General features: G+C 38.0%; 23 protein-coding genes. 16 read left to right on the top strand and 7 right to left on the bottom strand.

The window, feature by feature from the left end:
* The first annotated feature begins 37 nt into the window (after positions 1 to 37).
* From JO40_RS06465 to JO40_RS06425, 10 genes are all read left to right on the top strand, one after another.
* Entirely contained in the window at positions 38 to 235 is a 198-nt protein-coding gene (locus JO40_RS06465; RefSeq protein WP_044978626.1) for a type II toxin-antitoxin system VapB family antitoxin, read from the top strand.
* The gene (locus JO40_RS14640) at positions 232 to 402 is read left to right on the top strand and encodes a PIN domain-containing protein (RefSeq protein WP_245608770.1); all 171 of its coding nucleotides are present in this window, start codon (positions 232 to 234) and stop codon (positions 400 to 402) included. Before JO40_RS06465 ends, JO40_RS14640 begins: the two co-directional genes overlap by 4 nt.
* A complete protein-coding gene (locus JO40_RS14635; protein ID WP_338065267.1) occupies positions 368 to 655 on the top strand; it encodes a PIN domain-containing protein in 288 nt (95 codons plus the stop codon). Before JO40_RS14640 ends, JO40_RS14635 begins: the two co-directional genes overlap by 35 nt.
* Positions 652 to 1,722 (top strand): nicotinate-nucleotide--dimethylbenzimidazole phosphoribosyltransferase, encoded by a 1,071-nt coding sequence (cobT, locus tag JO40_RS06455; protein ID WP_044978625.1) that lies wholly within the window; start codon positions 652 to 654, stop codon positions 1,720 to 1,722. Before JO40_RS14635 ends, cobT begins: the two co-directional genes overlap by 4 nt.
* Before the next feature lie 134 nt (positions 1,723 to 1,856).
* Positions 1,857 to 2,102: a 30S ribosomal protein S16 gene (gene rpsP, locus JO40_RS06450; protein ID WP_002670213.1), complete on the top strand. Its 246-nt coding sequence runs from the start codon at positions 1,857 to 1,859 to the stop codon at positions 2,100 to 2,102.
* Positions 2,103 to 2,138: 36 nt separating this feature from the next.
* Positions 2,139 to 2,372: a KH domain-containing protein gene (locus JO40_RS06445; protein WP_002670215.1), complete on the top strand. Its 234-nt coding sequence runs from the start codon at positions 2,139 to 2,141 to the stop codon at positions 2,370 to 2,372.
* Positions 2,373 to 2,374: 2 nt separating this feature from the next.
* Complete coding sequence (rimM, locus tag JO40_RS06440; protein WP_010698859.1) at positions 2,375 to 2,914, top strand: ribosome maturation factor RimM; 540 nt, start codon at positions 2,375 to 2,377, stop codon at positions 2,912 to 2,914.
* On the top strand, positions 2,911 to 3,642 hold the full coding sequence (trmD, locus tag JO40_RS06435; protein WP_044978624.1) for a tRNA (guanosine(37)-N1)-methyltransferase TrmD: 732 nt from the start codon (positions 2,911 to 2,913) through the stop codon (positions 3,640 to 3,642). The genes rimM and trmD overlap by 4 nt, the downstream gene beginning before the upstream one ends.
* Entirely contained in the window at positions 3,635 to 3,994 is a 360-nt protein-coding gene (gene rplS / locus JO40_RS06430; RefSeq protein WP_044978623.1) for a 50S ribosomal protein L19, read from the top strand. The genes trmD and rplS overlap by 8 nt, the downstream gene beginning before the upstream one ends.
* 38 nt (positions 3,995 to 4,032) lie before the next feature.
* Positions 4,033 to 4,989: a hypothetical protein gene (locus tag JO40_RS06425; RefSeq protein WP_044978622.1), complete on the top strand. Its 957-nt coding sequence runs from the start codon at positions 4,033 to 4,035 to the stop codon at positions 4,987 to 4,989.
* Here JO40_RS06425 and JO40_RS06420 read toward each other — a convergent pair.
* The gene (locus tag JO40_RS06420; RefSeq protein ID WP_044978621.1) at positions 4,978 to 5,397 is read right to left on the bottom strand and encodes a PIN domain-containing protein; all 420 of its coding nucleotides are present in this window, start codon (positions 5,395 to 5,397) and stop codon (positions 4,978 to 4,980) included. The genes JO40_RS06425 and JO40_RS06420 overlap by 12 nt on opposite strands.
* On the bottom strand, positions 5,378 to 5,620 hold the full coding sequence (locus JO40_RS06415) for a DUF6364 family protein (protein ID WP_044978620.1): 243 nt from the start codon (positions 5,618 to 5,620) through the stop codon (positions 5,378 to 5,380). Before JO40_RS06415 ends, JO40_RS06420 begins: the two co-directional genes overlap by 20 nt.
* Positions 5,621 to 5,781: 161 nt before the next feature.
* Here JO40_RS06415 and JO40_RS06410 point away from each other — a divergent pair, with 161 nt between their 5' ends.
* The gene (locus JO40_RS06410; RefSeq protein ID WP_044978619.1) at positions 5,782 to 7,404 is read left to right on the top strand and encodes a hypothetical protein; all 1,623 of its coding nucleotides are present in this window, start codon (positions 5,782 to 5,784) and stop codon (positions 7,402 to 7,404) included.
* A gap of 57 nt (positions 7,405 to 7,461) precedes the next feature.
* On the opposite strand, the gene JO40_RS06405 is transcribed toward JO40_RS06410, so the two are convergent.
* From JO40_RS06405 to JO40_RS06395, 3 genes are all read right to left on the bottom strand, one after another.
* Positions 7,462 to 8,940 (bottom strand): hypothetical protein, encoded by a 1,479-nt coding sequence (locus JO40_RS06405; protein ID WP_044978618.1) that lies wholly within the window; start codon positions 8,938 to 8,940, stop codon positions 7,462 to 7,464.
* A gap of 103 nt (positions 8,941 to 9,043) precedes the next feature.
* The gene (locus JO40_RS06400; RefSeq protein WP_044978617.1) at positions 9,044 to 10,702 is read right to left on the bottom strand and encodes an ABC transporter ATP-binding protein; all 1,659 of its coding nucleotides are present in this window, start codon (positions 10,700 to 10,702) and stop codon (positions 9,044 to 9,046) included.
* Positions 10,699 to 12,483, bottom strand: a complete 1,785-nt coding sequence (locus tag JO40_RS06395) for an ABC transporter ATP-binding protein/permease (RefSeq protein WP_044978616.1) — start codon at positions 12,481 to 12,483, stop codon at positions 10,699 to 10,701. The genes JO40_RS06400 and JO40_RS06395 overlap by 4 nt, the downstream gene beginning before the upstream one ends.
* Positions 12,484 to 12,640: 157 nt before the next feature.
* Here JO40_RS06395 and JO40_RS06390 point away from each other — a divergent pair, with 157 nt between their 5' ends.
* The 5 genes from JO40_RS06390 to JO40_RS13140 all read left to right on the top strand — a co-directional run bounded on the left by JO40_RS06390 (position 12,641) and on the right by JO40_RS13140 (position 15,470).
* Positions 12,641 to 13,489: an Rpn family recombination-promoting nuclease/putative transposase gene (locus tag JO40_RS06390; RefSeq protein ID WP_044978615.1), complete on the top strand. Its 849-nt coding sequence runs from the start codon at positions 12,641 to 12,643 to the stop codon at positions 13,487 to 13,489.
* A 50-nt stretch (positions 13,490 to 13,539) separates the two neighbouring features.
* Positions 13,540 to 14,223: a metal ABC transporter ATP-binding protein gene (locus tag JO40_RS06385; RefSeq protein WP_044978614.1), complete on the top strand. Its 684-nt coding sequence runs from the start codon at positions 13,540 to 13,542 to the stop codon at positions 14,221 to 14,223.
* A gap of 1 nt (position 14,224) precedes the next feature.
* On the top strand, positions 14,225 to 15,043 hold the full coding sequence (locus JO40_RS06380; protein WP_044978613.1) for a metal ABC transporter permease: 819 nt from the start codon (positions 14,225 to 14,227) through the stop codon (positions 15,041 to 15,043).
* 84 nt (positions 15,044 to 15,127) lie between these two features.
* On the top strand, positions 15,128 to 15,322 hold the full coding sequence (locus tag JO40_RS06375; RefSeq protein ID WP_044978612.1) for a hypothetical protein: 195 nt from the start codon (positions 15,128 to 15,130) through the stop codon (positions 15,320 to 15,322).
* Positions 15,309 to 15,470 carry a type II toxin-antitoxin system PemK/MazF family toxin gene (locus JO40_RS13140; RefSeq protein ID WP_084224523.1) on the top strand — a complete coding sequence of 54 codons (162 nt, stop codon included), beginning with the start codon at positions 15,309 to 15,311 and terminating at the stop codon, positions 15,468 to 15,470. The genes JO40_RS06375 and JO40_RS13140 overlap by 14 nt, the downstream gene beginning before the upstream one ends.
* Here the strand turns inward: JO40_RS13140 and JO40_RS06370 are convergent.
* On the bottom strand, positions 15,436 to 16,311 hold the full coding sequence (locus tag JO40_RS06370) for a hypothetical protein (RefSeq protein WP_044978611.1): 876 nt from the start codon (positions 16,309 to 16,311) through the stop codon (positions 15,436 to 15,438). The two genes, JO40_RS13140 and JO40_RS06370, sit on opposite strands and share 35 nt — an antisense overlap.
* A 58-nt stretch (positions 16,312 to 16,369) precedes the next feature.
* Positions 16,370 to 19,828 carry an immunoglobulin domain-containing protein gene (locus JO40_RS06365; RefSeq protein ID WP_044978610.1) on the bottom strand — a complete coding sequence of 1,153 codons (3,459 nt, stop codon included), beginning with the start codon at positions 19,826 to 19,828 and terminating at the stop codon, positions 16,370 to 16,372.
* Positions 19,829 to 19,835: the final 7 nt, after the last annotated feature.

The raw sequence follows: 19,835 nt of genomic DNA, 5'->3' as shown, positions 1-19,835 counted from the left end.
GATAATATGTGTAAAATATGCTATAGAGGTAAATGCTATGGCAACTAATCTTGCAATAAATGAAGAGCTGCTTGATATAGCCTATAAGATAGGCGGATATAGCACAAAAAAAGAAACGGTAAATACGGCTCTTGAAGAATTTATTAAAAGGCGAAAATCCGAAGATCTTATAAAACTATTCGGGCAAGTAGAATATGATCCTCATTATAATTATAAAAAAATGAGGTTGAGATGAAATTTGTATTGGTCGATACTTCAGTGTGGTCTCTTGCTTTTAGAAAAAAGCAGCTTACAAGTGATGACAAAAAATTATTGGATTATCTTTCATTTTTAATCCGCAATCAGTATGCGGTTATGATAGGGTCCTATACGGCAAGAAATTTTAAGCGGTATATCGAATGAAGAAAAATTTATCCGGCTTAAAGAAGCTCTCGAAACATTTTCGGACTTTGAAATAACCACAGAGGACTATGAAAAGGCTGCAGAATATTATAATAAATGTAGGAGTAGGGGGCTTCAGGGCTCTCACACAGATTATTTGATATGCAGTGTAGCTCATAGCAATGATTTTTTAATATTGACTTTGGATAAGGATTTTGAAGCCTATAGAAAATACATAGATATTGACTTGGCAGATATTGGGAGACCTTTATGAAGACTTTAGAAAACGCCTTAAATTCGATTAAACCCGTTTCGGAAGAAGAAGGAAAAAGAGCAAAACTTTTTTGGGACAGCCTTGCTCATCCGCCGGGTTCTTTAGGGGCTCTTGAAGAGATGACAATCAGACTTGCAAAAATCAAAGGCTTTGACAATTTAAAAATCGATAAAAAAATAACGGCTGTTTTTTGTGCGGATAACGGAGTCTATGCAGAAAAAATTACCTCCCAGCCCCAGATTACAACCTTTTTACTTGCCGAGATTATGCACACGGGAAAAACAGGTCTAGGCACAATTTCAAAATGGGCAGGAAGCGGCATTAGGGTTTATGATGTCGGGATGATAAAGACAAGTAAACAAAAAGATATTATCAATAAAAAGATAAAATTCGGTACGGAAAACATAGCTCAAGGTCCTGCGATGAGCAGTGAAGATTGTATCCGTATGATTGAAACCGGAATAGAGGCGGCTTTTAAAATGGCCGATGAAGGCTTCGATATTGCAGGAATAGGAGAACTAGGAATTTGCAATACCACCACAACGGCGGCCGTGCTTTCAGGCCTTTGCGGGGTAGAACCTGAGCTGACCGTTGGGCGCGGGGCTTCTACGACAGAGGCCATGTATGAGTTAAAAATTAAGACCGTAAAAAAGGCTATCGAAGTAAACGCCCCAAAAAAAGGCGATTTAATCGACTGTATTTCAAAAGTCGGGGGCTTTGATATCGCTGCAATGTGCGGCTGCTACATAGGTCTTGCAGCCCGCAGAATCCCTGCCGTAATAGACGGTTATATTTCGAGCCTTGCGGCCCTCTGTGCCGTAAACTTAAATCCTCGCGTAAGGGATTACCTTTTTGCTTCTCATAAGTCGGAAGAAAGGGGAGCTACGATCTGCACCGCTGAGCTTGGAATCGAGCCCGTCTTAAATATGAAAATGCGTTTGGGCGAAGGAAGCGGCTGTCCTCTCTTATTTAAGATGCTTGAGGGAGCAGTCTTTACCATGCAAAATATGGGAAAATTTACCGAAACCATGATAAATGGAGCCGATTTAGTGGATATCAGGAAGTAAGCATAATCCTCAAAATATCCTTAAAATTCCCTATTGACTAATTCTCTTCTTTATAGTATTATCTTTTCTTACTCGTATTTTCATTAAAACACGGGTTCTATATTGGATTTTTGGGTTAATTCCAGGAGGTTTATGTGGTAAAAATCAGACTAAAAAGACTCGGAACTAAAAAACGCCCTTATTATCGAATTGTTGTTCAGGATGTAAGAGAACCTCGAAACGGCAAAACCATCGATGAAGTCGGCATTTATCATCCGATCGAAACGGCAGAAAAGCAGATTTCTTTTGATGCCGATAAGGTTAGAAACTGGTTGGGAAAAGGTGCACAGCCGACCGACACGGTTAGACGTTTACTTAACAAAAAAGAATTCACACTATAAGTGTAAAATCACTTGACAGGTGAAAAGGAAAACAAAATGCAAAAAGATTTAATAGAATACATTGCCAAATCCCTTGTTGACGATCCTTCCGCTGTAACGGTATCGGAAAGTGAAAACGAAAAGGGCACAGTCATCGAGCTTAAAGTAGCTTCAGGCGACATCGGCAAAGTAATCGGAAAGCAGGGAAGAATCGCAAAGTCGATCAGAACCTTGCTGAGTGCAAGCGCAGGAAAGTCCGGAAAGCGTTATTCGCTTGAAATTGTAGACTAATAATGGATTTGCTTGCAACAGGACGAATCCGAGGAACCTTCGGGGTCGAAGGGTTTGTGAAAGTTGAAAGTTTTTCCGGGGAATACGGGCATTTTTTATTGTTTGACAGAGTTTTTTTAAGTATTCTTAAGGAAAAATTAAGAGAGCAAAAATATAAAGACGGCTGGTTTGAAATTGAAGAAGTCAATTTAAGAAAGGCCGATGCTCTTGTAAAATTTAAGGGGATAGACAACCCCGAAGCCGCCAAGTGTTTGACGGGTTCGGAATTGTTTATTCCTAGGGACAAGGCTGCCCCCCTTGATGAGGGCGAAGTTTATGTCCATGATCTTTGTAATTGTAATCTTGTATGCGAAGGAACTCTTGTTGGAAAAATAACAAGTGTAGCAGAAGGCGGAGGCGGTTACCTCTTAGAAATAGCCGGCAAAACCTCCGAGGCTGCTGCGGAATCGAGCTTTTATGTTCCCTTTAACAAGGAATTTATCGGAAAAATCGACTTAAAAGCCAAAACCGTGGAGCTCATGCACCGCTGGATTCTTGAATGAGATTCGATGTGCTGACCTTATTCCCCGAAATACCCGAAGCTTTTTTTAAAACTTCGATTATGGCCAAGGCCGTAGAAAAGGGAATTATTAGCTGCAACTTGGTAAACATCAGGGACTTTGCTTTTGACAAGCACCGCTCATGCGATGACATCGTTTACGGCGGAGGGGCCGGAATGTTACTCTTGCCGGAACCTTTGAGCCTCGCATTGGACTCGGTTAATGCTTCTTCAAAACGGGTAATATATGTTACCCCGTCAGGGAAGCCTTTTAGTCAAGAGCTGGCAAAAGAGCTTTCGTCAGAAGAGGCTCTCGTCTTTGTCTGCGGAAGATATGAAGGAATCGATCAGAGAATTATTGACGAGTATGTTGATGATGAAATCTCGGTCGGCGACTATGTTATGTCCTCAGGCGAGCTTGCAGCCCTAGTGATAATCGATGCGGTTTACCGCCTGATAGACGGAGTTATTTCCGGCGAGTCGCTTGAAGAAGAAAGTTTTTCAGGATTTTTGCTTGAGTACCCGCAATATACAAGACCAAGGAATTTTAAGGGAAGAGAGGTTCCCGAAGTGCTCCTTTCAGGACACCATCTAAATATTCATAAGTGGAGGCTAAAAAAGCGTATCGAAAAAACGCTTAAAACGAGGCCCGATCTTATCGAAAAGGCAAGAAATTGCGGGATGTGGACAAAGGAAGCAGAAAAAATACTTAAGGAGTTTGAAAATGAGTGATCTGATTATGAAAATTGAAGCTCAGCAAAAGGCTGAAAACCCTCCCGTTTTCCGTGTAGGAGATACGGTTAAAGTTCACTTTAAAATCGTTGAAGGAAAAACCGAGCGAATTCAGGTTTATGAAGGCTTGGTAATCTGTTTTAAAAATTCAGGAATCGGAAGAACATTTACCGTACGCAAAAATTCTTACGGTGTAGGAGTTGAGCGTGTTTTCCCCTTTCATTCACCTCGAATTGCTAAGGTCGAGGTTGTACGCCCCGGAAAAGTTCGCCGAGCTAAACTTTACTATATCAGAGATAAGGTAGGTAAGGCCGCTAAGATTAAGACCCTTATCACCAAAAAGAACTCATAAGGTTTTGAGTTTAAACTTTTAAATCGGCAAATAGATTTGTGATTTATACGGACGGTACAAAAGTTTTTTTTACCGCTTCAAGACGGGCTGACTCAGGTTCAATGAGCTTAAAAAACGGCGATATTGTAAACGCCAAGATTTTAAGCTTAAAGACGGACGGGGCAGCCCGTATTTTTTTTAACGGAAATATTTTTGAGGGGAATGTTTCAGGAAGCCTAAAGGAAGGCGACAGTCTGAAAATGAGGGTCATCATCGACTCTGACAGAGTCCTTCTCATTCCCGAAAAAGGAAACGAAACATCTTCCGCAAAAGACGTCTTTTCTAAACTTGGAATTCCGCAAAACGAATTGACTTCAAGTATTCTTGCCTTTTTTACAGCGATGGAAAGCCGCCTTGACCAAAAATCAATAAACCGGATTTTTAACTTTTTATACAAAAAAACAGGCAAGCCGGCAGGCAAAGCATCTTTAAAAGAAAAAGAAAAAAACGTCTTTGCCGCTTCTCTTATCGAAAACAAGGGCATTGAGCTTTCTGATGAGCTTTTTTCGCAAATCTATGCAGCCGTTTTCGGCGGCGGCAGAGAAAAAAATGATGATGAAGTTTTGGAGATGCTAAACCACCTAAAAGGCGAGGGCCTTCATTGGATAATTCTCCCCTTTGACAGAGACTTTGACTCTTCTAAGGCATCAGGCTCTTTGGCCCTCCTATTGGATATAAGCTTAAAAGAACTTAAGTCTCTGGTACTCCGCTGTAATTTTAAAAAGGCTCCGTCTGAAAAAAGCGAGCCTTGGATTTTTTCTTTGCAGGATAAAGAATTTACATTTATGCGTGAAGACTCCGAGCTTTCGCAAAAAGAAAAAACGGATTTGGAAAAGCTTTTTACTTCCTGCTTAACGGAAGCAGGATTTTTCGATTCGGATACTTCTTCAGTTTTTGTCCGCTATGGAGAGCCTTCAAAGTCCGAACCGCCTCTTTCAGTCGACTTAAGAGTTTGATAGTTTTATAAAGAATTTTTCCGGCGTGCAGACCTGAACTCTTGCCGATTTAAAATCGGCTAAATTTCTTGAAATTATATAATCAATACCGTTTTTTACGGCACTTACTTCAATTACGGCATCTTCATAATCCTTAACCGGAGAAAATAAAGCTTCTCGTAAAATTTTTTCATCAGTAGGGATTATATTAAAAATATCAAGAAAAGCTGTGATGGTTTCAGCCGCCTTGTTTTTATTCTTTTTTTCTTTTAATAAAAAATAAGATAGGGTTGTTATTTCGTGAGCAGCAATGAAACCTAATAGCTTTTTTTCTACACACATATTTATAATGTTTGCCGCCTCTTCATGAAAATTACGCTTGTTAAGAAAATCCAGAATTATATTTAAATCAATTAGAATTTTTTTCATAAAATTCTTTCCTCAATTCTTTTTTATCCGGTATAGGGCGTTTTTCAAAGATTCCATACAAGGCGGCTGTTTTGGGGTTAAGCTTGTATTGGTTATCGGTGTTCCGTAAATTCATAAGATATTGTTCAAATAATCTTGAAATAGATATTCCGCTTTTTCGGGAGTAAAGATGGGCAAAATCTATCAGCTCATTATCGATACTTAAAGTAAGTTTTTTTGGCATATTTACCTCCATACGTATTAAGTATAGATTATTACGTATTAAAAGTCAATATAAAATTATTCCCTTTGAATAATTTTTTTGATACTCTGCCTCCGCACTTGTTTTTTTTCTTTTTTTGCTATATTATTACGGTATTATTTTGCCTAAAATCGGCGGTTTTTATGGAAATAACGGAACTTGAAAAACAAGTCTTAAAACAAGAATATCCGCAAGTAAGTCTTTCGGAAGACCTTGACATTGAAAGATATTTTGAACTTAGAAAAACCGGGCATCTGAATGAAGCCCTTTTATTATATAATGGAAAATTAAAGCGTAAATACCCGGATGACTCTATGAGGTATGAACTGATGTCGTCATATAGGCAGAGGTCTCATAGATTTCAAGAATTGCTTACTGAAAATTTAATCAACCTAGCTCAAAAGACTATAATGCAGATTAAACGGGTTATAGTTTTTATTACCGAAAAAACAGCCAATCTTGATACAAATGATGTTTACAAGGTTATTCAAGAATGCGAAAAAGTAGTGTCGGCTATTTCTTCCGATAGATTTGCTTCTATTTCATTTACCGAAAAATATGCACGCTATGCCGATATCATAGGTTTTAAAGAGCTGCCCATGAAAAAATCGGCAGAGCTTATACGGCTATATGTTACAGATACTCTTTCATCGGTAAAGGCTTATAAAGATGAGCAGGATGAAATGTTGTCTCGTCAAAGAAGAGAACGCTCTGCCTACAAACCTCCTAAAACCTTTGACTTTTCTAAGATTGTTTTTACAAAAGAACAAGTAGATGCAATAATTATTTCTCCCGATATTAAAAGGGTTGAAGATCAAGTTATTGCTTACACCTTAAAGTATTGGCCTGTTTATGCAGACGGCGGATTTGAAAATATAGTTTTATTGTATAGCCGAAAATACAGGACCAATAACTTTAATATTTTTCAGGCTGTAAAAATCGGAAGGTTTAGAAACTGGAAAGATGAAGAAATTTTACAAGCAGTCCTGTTGAATTTGGTAAACGGCTATTACTACAGCATAAGCGGGGATCTTTATCTTCAAAGAGAATGGGCAAGGTTAAAAGTTTCGATAGAGCCTGTAAAAAAGAAAAAAGAGTCTATTGATAAAGCTTCAGGTGAAGAAGCTGTCTTAGAAAAAAAAGTAAAACCGAAAAAAGAAAAAAAGACTCAGGATAAAAAAACCGGAAATGCAAGAATTAAAAAATCAGCAGATTCCAAAAAAGAAACGGTTCTTCAAACAAAGAAAGCTAAAAACGAGGAATTAAATTTAGAAAACAATTTACAAAATAAAAAATCCTTACCTGAGAAAAAAATAAAAGAACTTAAAAAGGCTGAGGCTGAACAAGTTATCAGCGAAAATGAGAATCTAAAAGAAGGCCTTGCAGAAATCCCAAAAGAAGAATCTAAGCCGGCGCCTCATTTTGAAAGGCCATTGCTTGAGATGAATCCTTCAGGCTCAATTGCAGAAATTATTAAGACTATGAGGGGGGACAAATATCAAATTCATAAGGGGCTCTTTTTTGAGGAGATAAGAGCTTCAATACGAAAGGTACTCGAAAAATCCGCCATTCACAAAATTTCGATGTTCGATAATAAAGAAAATAAGGCCGAGGATTTTATTTATAATTTTTTTGATCAAAATTATGACAACCCCTACCAAAATTGGGGTACTTCAGAACAGAGAGTTCAAGTATTAAAACTAGGCTTCGACATAAAAACCTTGGAGCCGATTATATCAGATTGGATTAAAGGGCTTAAGTTTTAAAAATCAACTATCGAACATCGTGTAAAACAACAGCTTTTAGGTGATGATATAAGAAGTTTACCGCTTCTCAATGTACTGCAAGTTTTTAATAATATTACACAATTCTTTACCGTTTGAACTAAGGCTTCCGTAGTTGCTAATCAAATTCATAGAATTACTTTCATCCAATAATTCCGGAAAGAATTTTTTATATTGACCGGCTTCATATAAAAAACCGGGATCAAAATCCGCAGGCTTTGCTTCAGGAGCTCCGCTATAATATCTTACCGTAAAATTTTTAAAAAATTTATTTGTTTCATTGCTAAAATAGCGCAGCTCCGTTTTTCTCCATGTTCTAATATCATATAACACAAAATCATTTTGAGCATAGACGGTAACAAGCTGACTTTGTTCCGTTATTATACCGTTATATACAACTCCGTTTATTGTCTTTGATACATTCTTCTTTATGGTATTTACAGGTCCATATATTTCTTTAACTTTTCCATAGTTATCGGCCGGAATAAGGGCTAAATCGGCATCTCGAATATCTATAAGATTAAAAATGGAATTCATTCCGCCTCTGATAAAATTTATTTCAACAATTTGAGGCCCTGAATTTGCAGAAGATAATTCATTAGCGATTGACCTTCGTATTCTATCTTCTTCAGTATAAGTATTATTCAAACCGGCAATCACCAATTTAATTGAAAGGAGACGGTTTACTTCTGCAAGTTCTTTTGAAGCTATACCCGGAATTATTTTTTCAGCTTTTTGAAAAGAAGATTTTGCATGGCGGAAAGCGGTATAATCTTTTAAGCGTAGATTGTAGCTGCCCTCTTCAATATAAAGATAAGCGGCTTTTTCTTTTGTAAGCCGGCTTTTTTCCAAAGAGCCCCTATATCCCGGAATCCATGAATTTGCAAGCATATAGTATTCTGAGGCTTGAAGAAGATTATCGGGTTTATTTGTATAAGCAAGAGCTTCGGCCGCATTATAAGCCGTCTCCGCACCCAGCGAATTTATCTCATTATCCAGATGGCGGGAATATTTTTTTGCACGTTTTAAATTCTCCAATGCCTTGGAAATATTTTTAGGATTGTTCCCCGGCATATTCACAAGATGTAGTGCTTCATCATAAAGAGCTTCCGTAGCCTTCGTATAGGCCGTATCCTTTAGATTGCTGTAATCTTTAGCTTCAAAGACTGCAAATTCTCTTTTTCCCTGTAGACCTTCCGGGTACATTCTTTGAAGTGTAGAAACGCGGCTATAAAGCAGCATCCAATCGGAAATATTATCTGCAATATCGGCATAGTATACATTGTTCCTTTCAGCCTTACTAATCATATCCATAATCGACCTCTCAGCCTGTGAGGCCTCGGTTTTATAGACCCTTATGTAGTCATCCGATACATTTCCCTCAATAAGGAGATCGGCAGCGGATACAGCCCTTTGAACGGGAGTTGAACCATGAATATACATACTAGCGCAGCCTGTCAATAAAGTGAGCAGGCCTGATAAAATTAAAAACAAAGAAAATAGTTTAGAAGTTTTCATATATACATTATATTAAAAAAAATAGAATTGGTATACTCCTCGCATCCATTAAAAACTTAGCCCCATCGGAAGAGTTCTCCTTCCCGATGGGGATTTTATTGTTTTACTTTACCCTTCCCTTTTCGATATAAACAATTTTATCGGCGGCGTTCACAGTGGATTTGCGGTGGCTTACTATTAAAACGCCCTTGTCTTTTTTTTCTTGGTATATCGAATTTAAAATGACGGCTTCGTTTAAGCTGTCCAAGTTTCCGGTAGGCTCATCAAGTAAAAGAAGCGGGGCATTGTGCAAAAAGGCACGGGCAAGGCCGAGCCGCTGCTTTTCGCCGCTTGAAAGGTTGCCTCCGAGCTCTGCCATCTTTGTATCATAACCTTCAGGAAGGCTCATAATAAAATCGTGGATTGAGGCTTTTTTTGCAGCTTCGATAACCTCCTCCTTTGACGCATTTCTGTTTGCAAGGAGGATGTTTTCATAAACGGATTTTTTAAAAATATAGGTCTCTTGGGTAATGTAAGAAACGGCCTCCCGTAAACTTGCCGTGTTTATCTTTTTAATATCGATGCCGTTCATCTTTACCTCTCCCGACAGGGGATCGAAAAAGCGCATGATTAGGCGGAGCAAGGTGCTTTTACCGCTTCCGCTCTTGCCGCAAAGGCCGACTATCTCATCTTTTTTAATGGAGACGCTTACATCTTTTAAGACTTCCATATCGTCATATCTAAAGTTGATATTACAGGCTTCGGCTTTTTCAAAATTTATGTTTTTACCGTCTGTAACTTCACCTAATTCCGAGTTTTCTTCAAGCAGGGAAAAAACCCTCTCTGCGGAAGCAAAGGTTTGCTGCAAGTTTACTGCAAGACCCGAAACCGCAATTATCGGGCCGTAGCCTGAAATAAGCATCAAGTTGGAAATTAAAAAAGCGGCAAAGTCAATTTTTCCGTTTAGCAAGAGGAAAGCGGAAATGCCCAGCATTAAAAAATTGCAAAGAGTAAGGGCTGCTTCAGTAAGAGCAAAGGTTTTACCCTCAAAGTTTTTTAAGAGCTTAAAGGTTCCGCTTATGGCCTCGCCTCTTTTTTCTATATTTTCTTTTCTTTCTTTTATCTTGTCAAAAAAGATAATTTCTTTTATACCGAGAAGGGAATCCAAAAAGAAGGAATTAAGGGAGCTCATTTTTTTACGGTATTCTACACCTGCCCCGTCATCCATTTTAGCAAAAAGGAGAGGAAGGAAGAGACCGATGACTATATAGATAAGGGCAACCGTCAGGCTCAAAACAATGTGTATTTTAGCAAAGATAATTAATGCAAAAACAAAGTAGAGAACGGCAGAAGTTGCAGGGGCTATTGTGTGCGCATAAAAAACTTCGAGCAATTCTATGTCGGCGGTGATAATAGACAAAAGGCTGCCTGAATCCTTTTTTTGTAATTTAACAAAGGCGAGCCTTCTCATAGCTCCAAAAATTTTATCGCGTATCAAAGCCAAGAGGGTGAAGGCTATGTAATGCCCAGAAAGCTGTTCCCCATATCTAAAGATGCCCCTGCTTAGGGCACAGACGATGAGTCCTATTATTACAAAATTTAAGGAAACCGAAGCATTAAAAACCTTTAGGCCTAAAAGAGAGACTATGCCTGCTCCGCCCAAAACAGGGATAGCCGCTGCAATGATAAACCCTGCAACTCTTAAGATGACCGTTATAGCCATAACGCCGGTAAGGGGTCTTACAAATACTATCAATTTTTTTATAAGTACGCTTTTTTTCATTTTACACCCATCCGTATTTTTTCAAGTTCTTGCTGCTGCAAATACATTCTTGCATAGATTCCGTTTTTTTCAAGGAGGCTTGAATGATGACCTTCCTCTTTTATCTCACCCTTTTCAAATACGTAGATGTGATCCGCATTTTCAATGTTTGCAAGCCTGTGCGAAATAAAGATAATTATTTTGGTTTTACTTAATTTATAAAGAGTGCTTAAAATAAGATCTTCGCTTTCGACATCGATATTGCTTACAGCCTCATCAAAGATATAAATGTCAGCATCATGGAGGAGTGCCCGTGCAAGGGCAAAACGCTGAACCTGTCCACCCGATAAATTCTTTCCTCCGGATTCAATATAAAAATCCAAACCTGAATTACCGTCTTTTAAAGATTTTTTGTTTAAGATAAACTCGTCTAAGAGTACCTTTTTTAATACGCTCATCAATTCTTCATCGCTTGCAGAAGGCTTTGCTATTAAAAGGTTTTCTCTAACCGACGCTCCGAACAAAAAGCTTTCGGTAGAAACAAGGTTCATATACTTAGCTCTAAATTCGTCGGGAAGTTTTCTTGCTTCTATTCCCGATAGGAGAATTTCGCCCGAATAGTTTTTTTGTAAGCCCATCAGTAAGGCAGCCGCAGTGGATTTACCCGACCCGCTTTCTCCTGCGATGCCGTAAAAACCAGGCTTTAAAAATTCAAGAGAGATATTTTTTAGGGCATATTTTGACTCGTTATAATTAAAGTTTAAATTTTTTACTTCGAGCACGGGCTGAGCCCTTTTAATTTTTTTTGCTGTTTCTTCAAGTTCTGCTTCGCTTAAAATTGGAGAGGTATCGCTTTTTACGTCAATCAATTCAAATAGGCGGTTTGCGGCGGTTATGCCGTTCATCGCTATATGGAAAAAAGAACCGAGAGCCCGCAGGGGTAAAAAGAATTCCGCACAGAGCAAAATAAAAAGCAGGGCTCCTTCTATCGAAAGATTTCCTGCCCTTAACTGATAAAGGCTTACAATGGTACCGAGGGCTGTCCCGCCGTAGGCAACGGTATCCATCACAAAGATGGAATTAAGCTGCATGGTCAAAACCCTCATAGTTACCCGTCTAAAATTTTCCGCTTCGGCATTTAGTTCCCTGTGCTGAGCTTCATCATCGGAATAAGCCTTCAATGTAATAAGGCCGCGGAGCTTATCCAAAAATGAATCTCCAAGTCCCGTATAAACGTCAAGATATTTTTTTAAAATACGCTTTGCGATTTTTTGAATAGCTGCAATAGACAGGGGAATTAGAGGCACACAGATAAAAAGCACAAGGGCGGCAAAAAAGTTTATCGGTGCAAGAATTATAAAAAGGGTTACCGGAGCTGCCATACTGAAAAAAAACTGAGGCAGATAGGCTCCGAAATAAGAATCGAGCTGTTCGATTCCGTCAGTACCTATTTGAGTAACCTCGGCCATGCTTATATATTGAGAATAATTAAGCTTTAACGAAATAAATTTATCGTAGAGCATTGAGCGCAATGTTCTTTTAACCTCGGTTCCTGCCCTATACGAAAAGTAAGAGCGTTTACGTACGGCAATGACCCTTATTATCAGAGCCGCCGAAGCTGCGGCTAATAATACAAAAAGAGTTTCCTTAGTAAGCGAAGAATTATATAGGCCGAAAATAAAGCGTACGGTTACAAAAGTAATAGCCGTATTGCACAATAAAGAAATCCATGAAGAAAGGGCCGAAAGTAATATCCATTTTTTACTTTTCGGCACCGACCTTGTCAGGCGTTTATGAATCATAACTAACCTCTAAGTTGTATTCTACAGTAAACAAATAAAAATAGCAATGGGCTAACTTTTAAGCTGTTGTAATCAGAAATTACAAAATATTTTTTTAAATTTTACTCATAAATTTTATTTTTTCATATAAATAGAATAGGAGGCATTAAATAAACACATGAAAAATGATGCAAATTTCAAAATAACCCTACGAAATGACTATGCTTTTAAGCGTATTTTTGGAACTGAGGAAAACACAGACATCCTACAAGATTTGCTTGACTGTATACTCGACATTCTACCTGAAAATATCGCAGGATTAGAACTTTTGGATAAGGAATTTCATAAAGAAATTTTGACCGAAAAACTAGGTATCTTGGATATAAAGTTAAGGCTAAAAGACGGAACAATTATCAATATTGAAATACAGAATAGGTGGAGAGGAGATTTTCCGGAAAGAAGTGTATATTATTGGTCAAAAATGTATAACGAAAGCATAAAACAAGGTCAAGACTATACAAATCTTTCGAAATGTATTACAATAAATTTGATAGGAAAAGGCTTTAATAAAAATAAGCGTTTTCACAATAAATATTTTGTTATGGAAAAAGATACAAAAGAGCCTTTATTTTCAAAACTTGAGATTCATATTATAAACCTTGAAACAGCAAAGCTTTTAGAAGAATCAAATTATACGGACAGTAAAACAAAACGTCTATTAAGCTGGCTGAAATTTATTGAAACAGACGATAGGGAGGTAAGAAAGATGTTGGCACAAAATTCCGAAATGATGAGAAAAGCAAATGCGGCTATTGAAATAATGAAAATGAGTCCTCGGGACAAATGGCTCTACGAATCCCGCATGAAATATGAACACGATATGGCATCAGAAAAACACGAAGGATATACAGAAGGCGCATACCAAACAAAACTCGAAATGGCAAAGAACTTACTTGATCTAGGTGTGGCACGCGAAGTCATTATTCAAGCAACAGGCTTAAAACAAGATGAACTAAACAATCTTTAATACAAGTCCATCTTGCAATCTTTAAAAAAAAGAAGTAAAATATCATCTCTATGGTAAAAATAAATTCTCTCAAGTTTAAATATCCGAATTCAAAAAAAGAAGTTTTAAAAAATATAAATTTGGAAGTAAAACAAGGAGACTATATTTCGATTGTGGGAGAAAACGGCTGCGGAAAAAGCACCCTTTTAAAGCTGATTTTAAAACTGTTAAAAATACAAAAAGGTGAAATTATTATCAATGCAAAAAGGATCGGCTATCTTCCGCAAAAAAAAGAAAATCTAAACGATTTTCCGATTACGCTTTTTGAACTTTTAAATTCCTATAGAAAAATATTAAAGATACGCGAAAGCGATTGTGCCCTAAAAGCCTTGGAAAGGGTGAATTTAATCGAATACAAAAACAGCCTTGCCGGAGAGCTTTCGGGAGGTCAGCTTCAAAAACTCTACATAGCCCGTGCCCTTATCGGGGATCCCGACCTTTTAATTTTAGATGAACCTTCTACCGGAATAGATGTTCAGGGACAAAAAGAAATTTATTCTTTTGTAAAAGTTTTAAACACTAAAAAGGGGCTGACCGTCATTTCGGTTGACCATAATCTGGATGCGGCTATTTTTAATTCTACCAAAATATTTCATATAAAAAACGGAGAAGGCCATTTGTGTAATCCTAAACAATATACTTCGGAATTTTTTAATCCGAGCTTTGTTCAATTTAAACCAAGAGGGGAAAAATAAGATGCTTCAATACGGTTTTATGCAAAACGCCTTTATCGTTTCTTTTTTTATAGGAATCCTTTGCCCTTCAATCGGCTTATTTTTAGTACTCAGAAGATACTCCCTCATAGGGGACACACTTTCCCACAGTTCTCTTGCAGGCGTTACCCTCGCCCTCGCTTCAGGAATAAACCCGATACTTGGGGCCTTTATTTTTACGACTGCGGCAGGAGCTCTGATAGAAGCCCTGAGGAATGCTTTTAAAGAATACCAAGATTTAATCCTTTCGATAGTTTTATCATTGAGCGTCGGAATAGCCATTACCCTCATAAGCTCAGGAACCGTTAGAGCAAATGCCGAAACCTATTTATTCGGAAGCGTCTTAACCGTTTCTTATTCGGATTTGATTACAGTGATTGCTTTAAGTATTCTGTCATTGCTTACTTTGGGGCTAATGTATCACAAGATGGTGTACATAGCCCTCGATGAAGATATTGCAAAAATAATAGGAGTTAAGACAAGACTTATCAATTACTTATTTTCAGGTCTAACTGCGGCAACGATAGCCGTTTCATTAAAAATAGTGGGAATGTTGGTTTTAAGCTCGATGATAGCCCTCCCCGTCGCAACAGCCCTTCAATTAAAAATGAGCTTTAAAAAGACATTGATTTTTTCTATTTTGATAAGCGTTGCAGACATAATGCTCGGTCTGGTCTTGTCCTATCACCTAAATGTCGCTCCCGGCGGCTTTACAGCCCTAGTGTCGGTCATCGTTTTAATATTGACAATAGGAATAAATTTTTTTTTAAAGCATACTAAACGGAATAAGATGTCTACATAACAAAGGTAGAAAATAAACCACAAGCAAACAAGAAGTTGCGGAAAAAGGTAATTTAGTATATAATGTTAATTATGGAGGTGAATTATGTCTGATGCACTTACACAAGTTGAAAATCAAGTTCTTTCTTTTTCCTTAGCAGAACAGATTCGTCTTCTTACCTTTATTGCAAATAATGTAAATAAACAAACTTTTATGTTGGCAGAAGGAGAAGCCTTAAAGAAAATTAGAGAATCAAGTCTGGAAACCGTTTGGGAGAGTATAAAAAATGACTCGTGGTGATATTTATATGCTTGATTTCGGCATTCCGTCCGGGAGCGAGCCGGGAATGAGACGGCCGGTAGTAATAATACAGTCCGATAAAAATAATTTGAATAGTTTAAATACAACTTTATTTAAAATTTTCTATACGGGGAACGCACGGGTTTAGAAGCATCTCGGATAGTCCAGTCCTCAAGGGCTTCGCCGGAAAGGCGGGGCATAAAGCGTTTTTCTTTTACGGCCTTCATCGAAGAGCCTGCACCTACAGATTCGTTCCACCAGTCGTATAAATGAACATTGGTCTTTACTCCAAAAAAATCGTGAGTTTTTTCAAGTGAAACGAAGCCGATTGGGTCATATTCATAAAATTTTAATTTTGCTTCCGCCGTATTAGGATGAATTTCATAAGGCAGCCATTTTTGCGGAATATAATTGTTTCCTATTATTTTTTTGTACTCGCTAGGCATTCCGTAGGTGTAAAGAAGTTTAGTGTGGGTATCAAGTGCGCACATTAAGTTATTAAGAGCGTTTTCAAAAAGGCCGCCCTTAGCCGCATAAGCGGTAAATTTAAAAAAGATAAAACGTTCAAGGATTTTAGCTTCTGAAGGCTCATCATAAATAGGCAAATCAAAGGGATGAACGCCTTCTACCTTGTAATAAACTACATCGTTTATTTTATTTGTTATACCTAAAAAAACCGAAGAACCCGGCACCTCAGTTTCACGGTATTTATAAGTTTTTCCTTTTTTTCCCCAGCCTTCATGAGGAAGGCAGGGTTCCCATTTAAACTTTGAGCTAAAAAGGATTTCAACTACCGGTGCCGACCCCTTTGAGGGCGAAGTAATTTTTGCCATGTGGATGAGGCAATCACCCAGCCTTGCCTTTTCGTAAATGCAGTCGGGATTTTCGGGATCAGCTTTTATACTATTATCCTCTAAGTCCCCGGCCATTAGAAAATTCACAAAACAAAAGAGAAACAAAACGAAAAACTTTAAACTTAATTTTTTCATAAGATTCCTAAACTTGAAAAAAGCCGAAGGCTCACGAGGAGGCTTCGGCTTTTAAAATTTATTTCCAACTGATTGTATAAATTACCTTTACCGTACCTTTTGAGCGTGTACTGGCTTCATTCTCTCCACCATCGTCCATATTTTTATATTTTTTGTCTTCGTCATGTTTATAGCCGTTGTTATTAACCGTATACGTAATAACAAAGTCTTTTTCTTCGCCATCGGCAAGGGTAAAGTTTTCATCATAGGAGATCGTTACACGCTCCGGCTGATTAAGTTGTAGTGCAGCTGCATCTAAACGCCATGTTCCGGTAGTTTCGTTGTAGACAAGTTTAATGATGCTGTTATTATCTAAGGGCTGCTTGGGGTATACCGGTCCACCGCCAGCCGTTGTCCATTCCGATCGCCAATAATCAAGCCGGTTTGATTTTATCAGATAGGTTTTAAATACAATATCCATTTCTGAAAAATCAGAGAAATCCTTAGCTAGAACAAAATTATTATCTGCTTTATCCCCCCCTAGTTCTATGTAATCGTTCTCTTTCACATATTCACCGTATCCGCCGTCAAACCAACCGCCTGAACCGCTTCCTTCAAAGGGAAAGTCGTATTTCCATTGTATGTTGCCCGTATCGCCATTTGCATTTACCGTAACGGCAAGATCATGAGCAAAATGAGCACCGTCAATATATTTATGATTCTTATGATCTGCCCAACCTGCCGTTGACCACGACTGTAAACTTTCATTTTCAATTTTGGGTCTTATGGTAAGGCGCATCTTCGGCTCAAAAGAAACCGAAACGGCAGCATTTGCCGCTCCAACCGTTAATACGGCAAGGGTTTTATCAGCGTAGGGAACTTCGAAAGCAGCACCCGCACATTCCCAACCATTTATGATATACCTAGGTTTGGGTGTTGCAATAAATCTAATCTTTTCGCCTTTTTTTATGTATGTATCCGATTCGATAGATTTTCCGTTATGCAGGGCTGTAAGGAAACCGCCTTCATCGCCTGAGACCGAAAAACTTACACGGTATAAAGCTTCAACGGAAACCTTTACTATGGAGCTCTTTTTAATTGCTGTCTTATTTCCGTTTACTCCTGTATTTGTATTTGTAACCTCACAATAATAAAAGTCGTTATGCTCGGCAGATGTTTCAGGGGTAAATGTATAAGTTTCAGTGACGGCATCACTTATCGGTGAACCGGCATCAACTTCATTATCAGCCTTAAACCACTGATATGTTAGGTTTCCTCCATCAACGGATTCTGCAAGAACGGATAGACTTATTTCTTCAGAAGAACCGATAGCTATACTAATACTTTCGGGCTGCTTCAATATCTTAGGAGATTCGGCATCAATTATAATTTCTCCGCTGCCGGGAACTAAACGGAATTTAGCCTCTTCCGATTTAACCTCGGTAACTTTTCCATTAGCCGTATTTTCATTCTTTATTATGCAGTAACAATAAGCATCTATCTCGGCAGAAGTATCCGGTACATATATAGCTCCTACAGCTCCATCAATCTTTTCATCAGAAGAACCGTCTGCATTCAGTCTCTTATACCACTGATATGAAAGATTCTCTCCTTCGGGTGACGGAAGAACTCTAACCTCAAAGGAAACATTATCCCCTACATGAGCATATACGGAGGCAGGCTGCCCCATTATCATAGGTTCTGCAACGGTGTATTTAGGATTTATTTCAGTAGAAACTTCAGTCTTTTTTATCTCAATAGGATTTCTATAAGGTGAAAACCCCGCACCATTTGCTTTTTTTTCGGCAGGCTTTGTAAAAGCCGGATTTTCTTGGGCGTGATAATTACTTGCATTTATATTGTCTTTAATCCACTGGTACATTACAACACTACCATCTTCTTTTACATAGCCGACGGGGTCGGTCATATAAAACGGTTTTTTAAATTGGATGTGATCACCTATAGAAGCAGCAGCATAGTCAGTCCATTCCGTAGGGAGCTTGCTGCCGGCAATACTTTTTATCTTAGCCGGATCACTATAATAAAAAAGGAACTTGGAATAGCGATCCACACAGAACATGGAATTGTCGGCTTTTATCCCCATTGAAGCATCTGCGGTAAAACGGTAAAAATAGAATCGGTTATCATGAGGATTTGGTGCAAGTTCGGCATCGGTACCGTGTGCACTTCCTCGGTCTTTTCTAGTTTTATACCGGTAAATTTTTACATTGGAAATTGCTTTAAACCCGGAACCGATTGATGAAGGAATGTTTTCAACCATTTCGGGATTCCCGCTCCAGCTTCCGTCTTGGAACTTGTACGAGGCAATAATACCCGACATACTGGGCATATGTAATACCCACTCATCAAATTTTGAAGCAGGAAATTCATAATTCTCATTATAATAATCGAAGGGGTCAACATTTTCTATTATGTTATTTATTTTTACTACATATTTTTTATTCCCATTTTTATCTATAGGATTGTATAAAACTCCTGCACTTTTCTTTACGGTAATGTTCATTTCCCATGCTTGATATTTACCTTCCTTTGCCGCTACCGAAAGCTTTAAGGATATTATGTCTTCACTTCCAAACACTGCGGGTTTAGGACTTATTTCTGCAGGGATATAACCGAATTTCTTAAAGGATAAGACCACATCTTCGGGATTAAGACTTTGAGTATTTTCCGGAACATGAGCGGTTTTTCCTATCTCAGCCTTTATACCTAGAACATACATTTCTAAAAGCTGCAAGGCCTCATCTTCGTCTTCGGATTTTGCTTCTCTTGTTACAGCAATAACTTTTTCAAAGTCCTTATACTGCCCCTTTTGCCCTTTAACCATTATTTTTATATTTACGGTATCATTTTCTTTTAATTCGACAGGCGAGTTTTCCACATCTACAGGTATAACCGTTTCATTTTCCCCATATTTAAATTTTGCCTCAATATTAGAAGGATCAATGGTACTATATTTATATGGGATACTAATATCCCCCTGCATAGCATCTATACCGCAAATTTTAAGGCTCTTCAATTCCAAATCATAGGGTTCGCTTTGTGTAATCTTTATAATTTTCTCAATAGAAGCATATTTCCCCTCATTATCCGCAACCTTTATTGTAATAGGTACCGTTTGACCTGAAACAAGAGGAGCCCCCTCTCCGTTGATTTTTACATCTACTAAAACAGGTTCCATCTTTGATAAGGAATTTACAGCCTTAACCTTTATATTATCGATAGAAACCTCTTCAACCGAAGAAGGAACTGTAACAATATAGGTCTTAGCTTTTGAAAATTTATTTAATCTATCGGCTTCATCAATGGGTGTTTCGGAAAGGACGGGGACAACAGGATTATCTGCAACAGATATTTCGGTTATATACATTGTCATTCCTATATCATCATTTACACGAGGATACCAAGAAGATCCCAAAGCAGGTTTACACGCGCTGAACAATGTCAAAACAAAGCCTGCAAATATAAGACCTGCAAACCTTTTTGTTAATTTAGTTTTTACAACACTTATGTTTTTCATATTTCAC

Origin of the sequence: Treponema putidum (assembly GCF_000755145.1) — a bacterium.
Taxonomy (GTDB): domain Bacteria; phylum Spirochaetota; class Spirochaetia; order Treponematales; family Treponemataceae; genus Treponema_B; species Treponema_B putidum.
The sequence above is the reverse complement of the archived record's forward strand: the minus strand, read 5'-3'. Positions and strand labels throughout refer to the sequence as shown.

Coding starts and splice junctions, on each gene's coding strand:
- JO40_RS06465 (WP_044978626.1), top strand. CDS start 38: ATGGCAACTAATCTTGCAATAAATGAAGAGCTGCTTGATATAGCCTAT.
- JO40_RS14640 (WP_245608770.1), top strand. CDS start 232: ATGAAATTTGTATTGGTCGATACTTCAGTGTGGTCTCTTGCTTTTAGA.
- cobT (WP_044978625.1), top strand. CDS start 652: ATGAAGACTTTAGAAAACGCCTTAAATTCGATTAAACCCGTTTCGGAA.
- JO40_RS06445 (WP_002670215.1), top strand. CDS start 2,139: ATGCAAAAAGATTTAATAGAATACATTGCCAAATCCCTTGTTGACGAT.
- rimM (WP_010698859.1), top strand. CDS start 2,375: ATGGATTTGCTTGCAACAGGACGAATCCGAGGAACCTTCGGGGTCGAA.
- trmD (WP_044978624.1), top strand. CDS start 2,911: ATGAGATTCGATGTGCTGACCTTATTCCCCGAAATACCCGAAGCTTTT.
- rplS (WP_044978623.1), top strand. CDS start 3,635: ATGAGTGATCTGATTATGAAAATTGAAGCTCAGCAAAAGGCTGAAAAC.
- JO40_RS06420 (WP_044978621.1), bottom strand. CDS start 5,397: ATGAAAAAAATTCTAATTGATTTAAATATAATTCTGGATTTTCTTAAC.
- JO40_RS06415 (WP_044978620.1), bottom strand. CDS start 5,620: ATGCCAAAAAAACTTACTTTAAGTATCGATAATGAGCTGATAGATTTT.
- JO40_RS06410 (WP_044978619.1), top strand. CDS start 5,782: ATGGAAATAACGGAACTTGAAAAACAAGTCTTAAAACAAGAATATCCG.
- JO40_RS06405 (WP_044978618.1), bottom strand. CDS start 8,940: ATGAAAACTTCTAAACTATTTTCTTTGTTTTTAATTTTATCAGGCCTG.
- JO40_RS06400 (WP_044978617.1), bottom strand. CDS start 10,702: ATGAAAAAAAGCGTACTTATAAAAAAATTGATAGTATTTGTAAGACCC.
- JO40_RS06395 (WP_044978616.1), bottom strand. CDS start 12,483: ATGATTCATAAACGCCTGACAAGGTCGGTGCCGAAAAGTAAAAAATGG.
- JO40_RS06390 (WP_044978615.1), top strand. CDS start 12,641: ATGAAAAATGATGCAAATTTCAAAATAACCCTACGAAATGACTATGCT.
- JO40_RS06385 (WP_044978614.1), top strand. CDS start 13,540: ATGGTAAAAATAAATTCTCTCAAGTTTAAATATCCGAATTCAAAAAAA.
- JO40_RS06380 (WP_044978613.1), top strand. CDS start 14,225: ATGCTTCAATACGGTTTTATGCAAAACGCCTTTATCGTTTCTTTTTTT.
- JO40_RS06375 (WP_044978612.1), top strand. CDS start 15,128: ATGTCTGATGCACTTACACAAGTTGAAAATCAAGTTCTTTCTTTTTCC.
- JO40_RS13140 (WP_084224523.1), top strand. CDS start 15,309: ATGACTCGTGGTGATATTTATATGCTTGATTTCGGCATTCCGTCCGGG.
- JO40_RS06370 (WP_044978611.1), bottom strand. CDS start 16,311: ATGAAAAAATTAAGTTTAAAGTTTTTCGTTTTGTTTCTCTTTTGTTTT.
- JO40_RS06365 (WP_044978610.1), bottom strand. CDS start 19,828: ATGAAAAACATAAGTGTTGTAAAAACTAAATTAACAAAAAGGTTTGCA.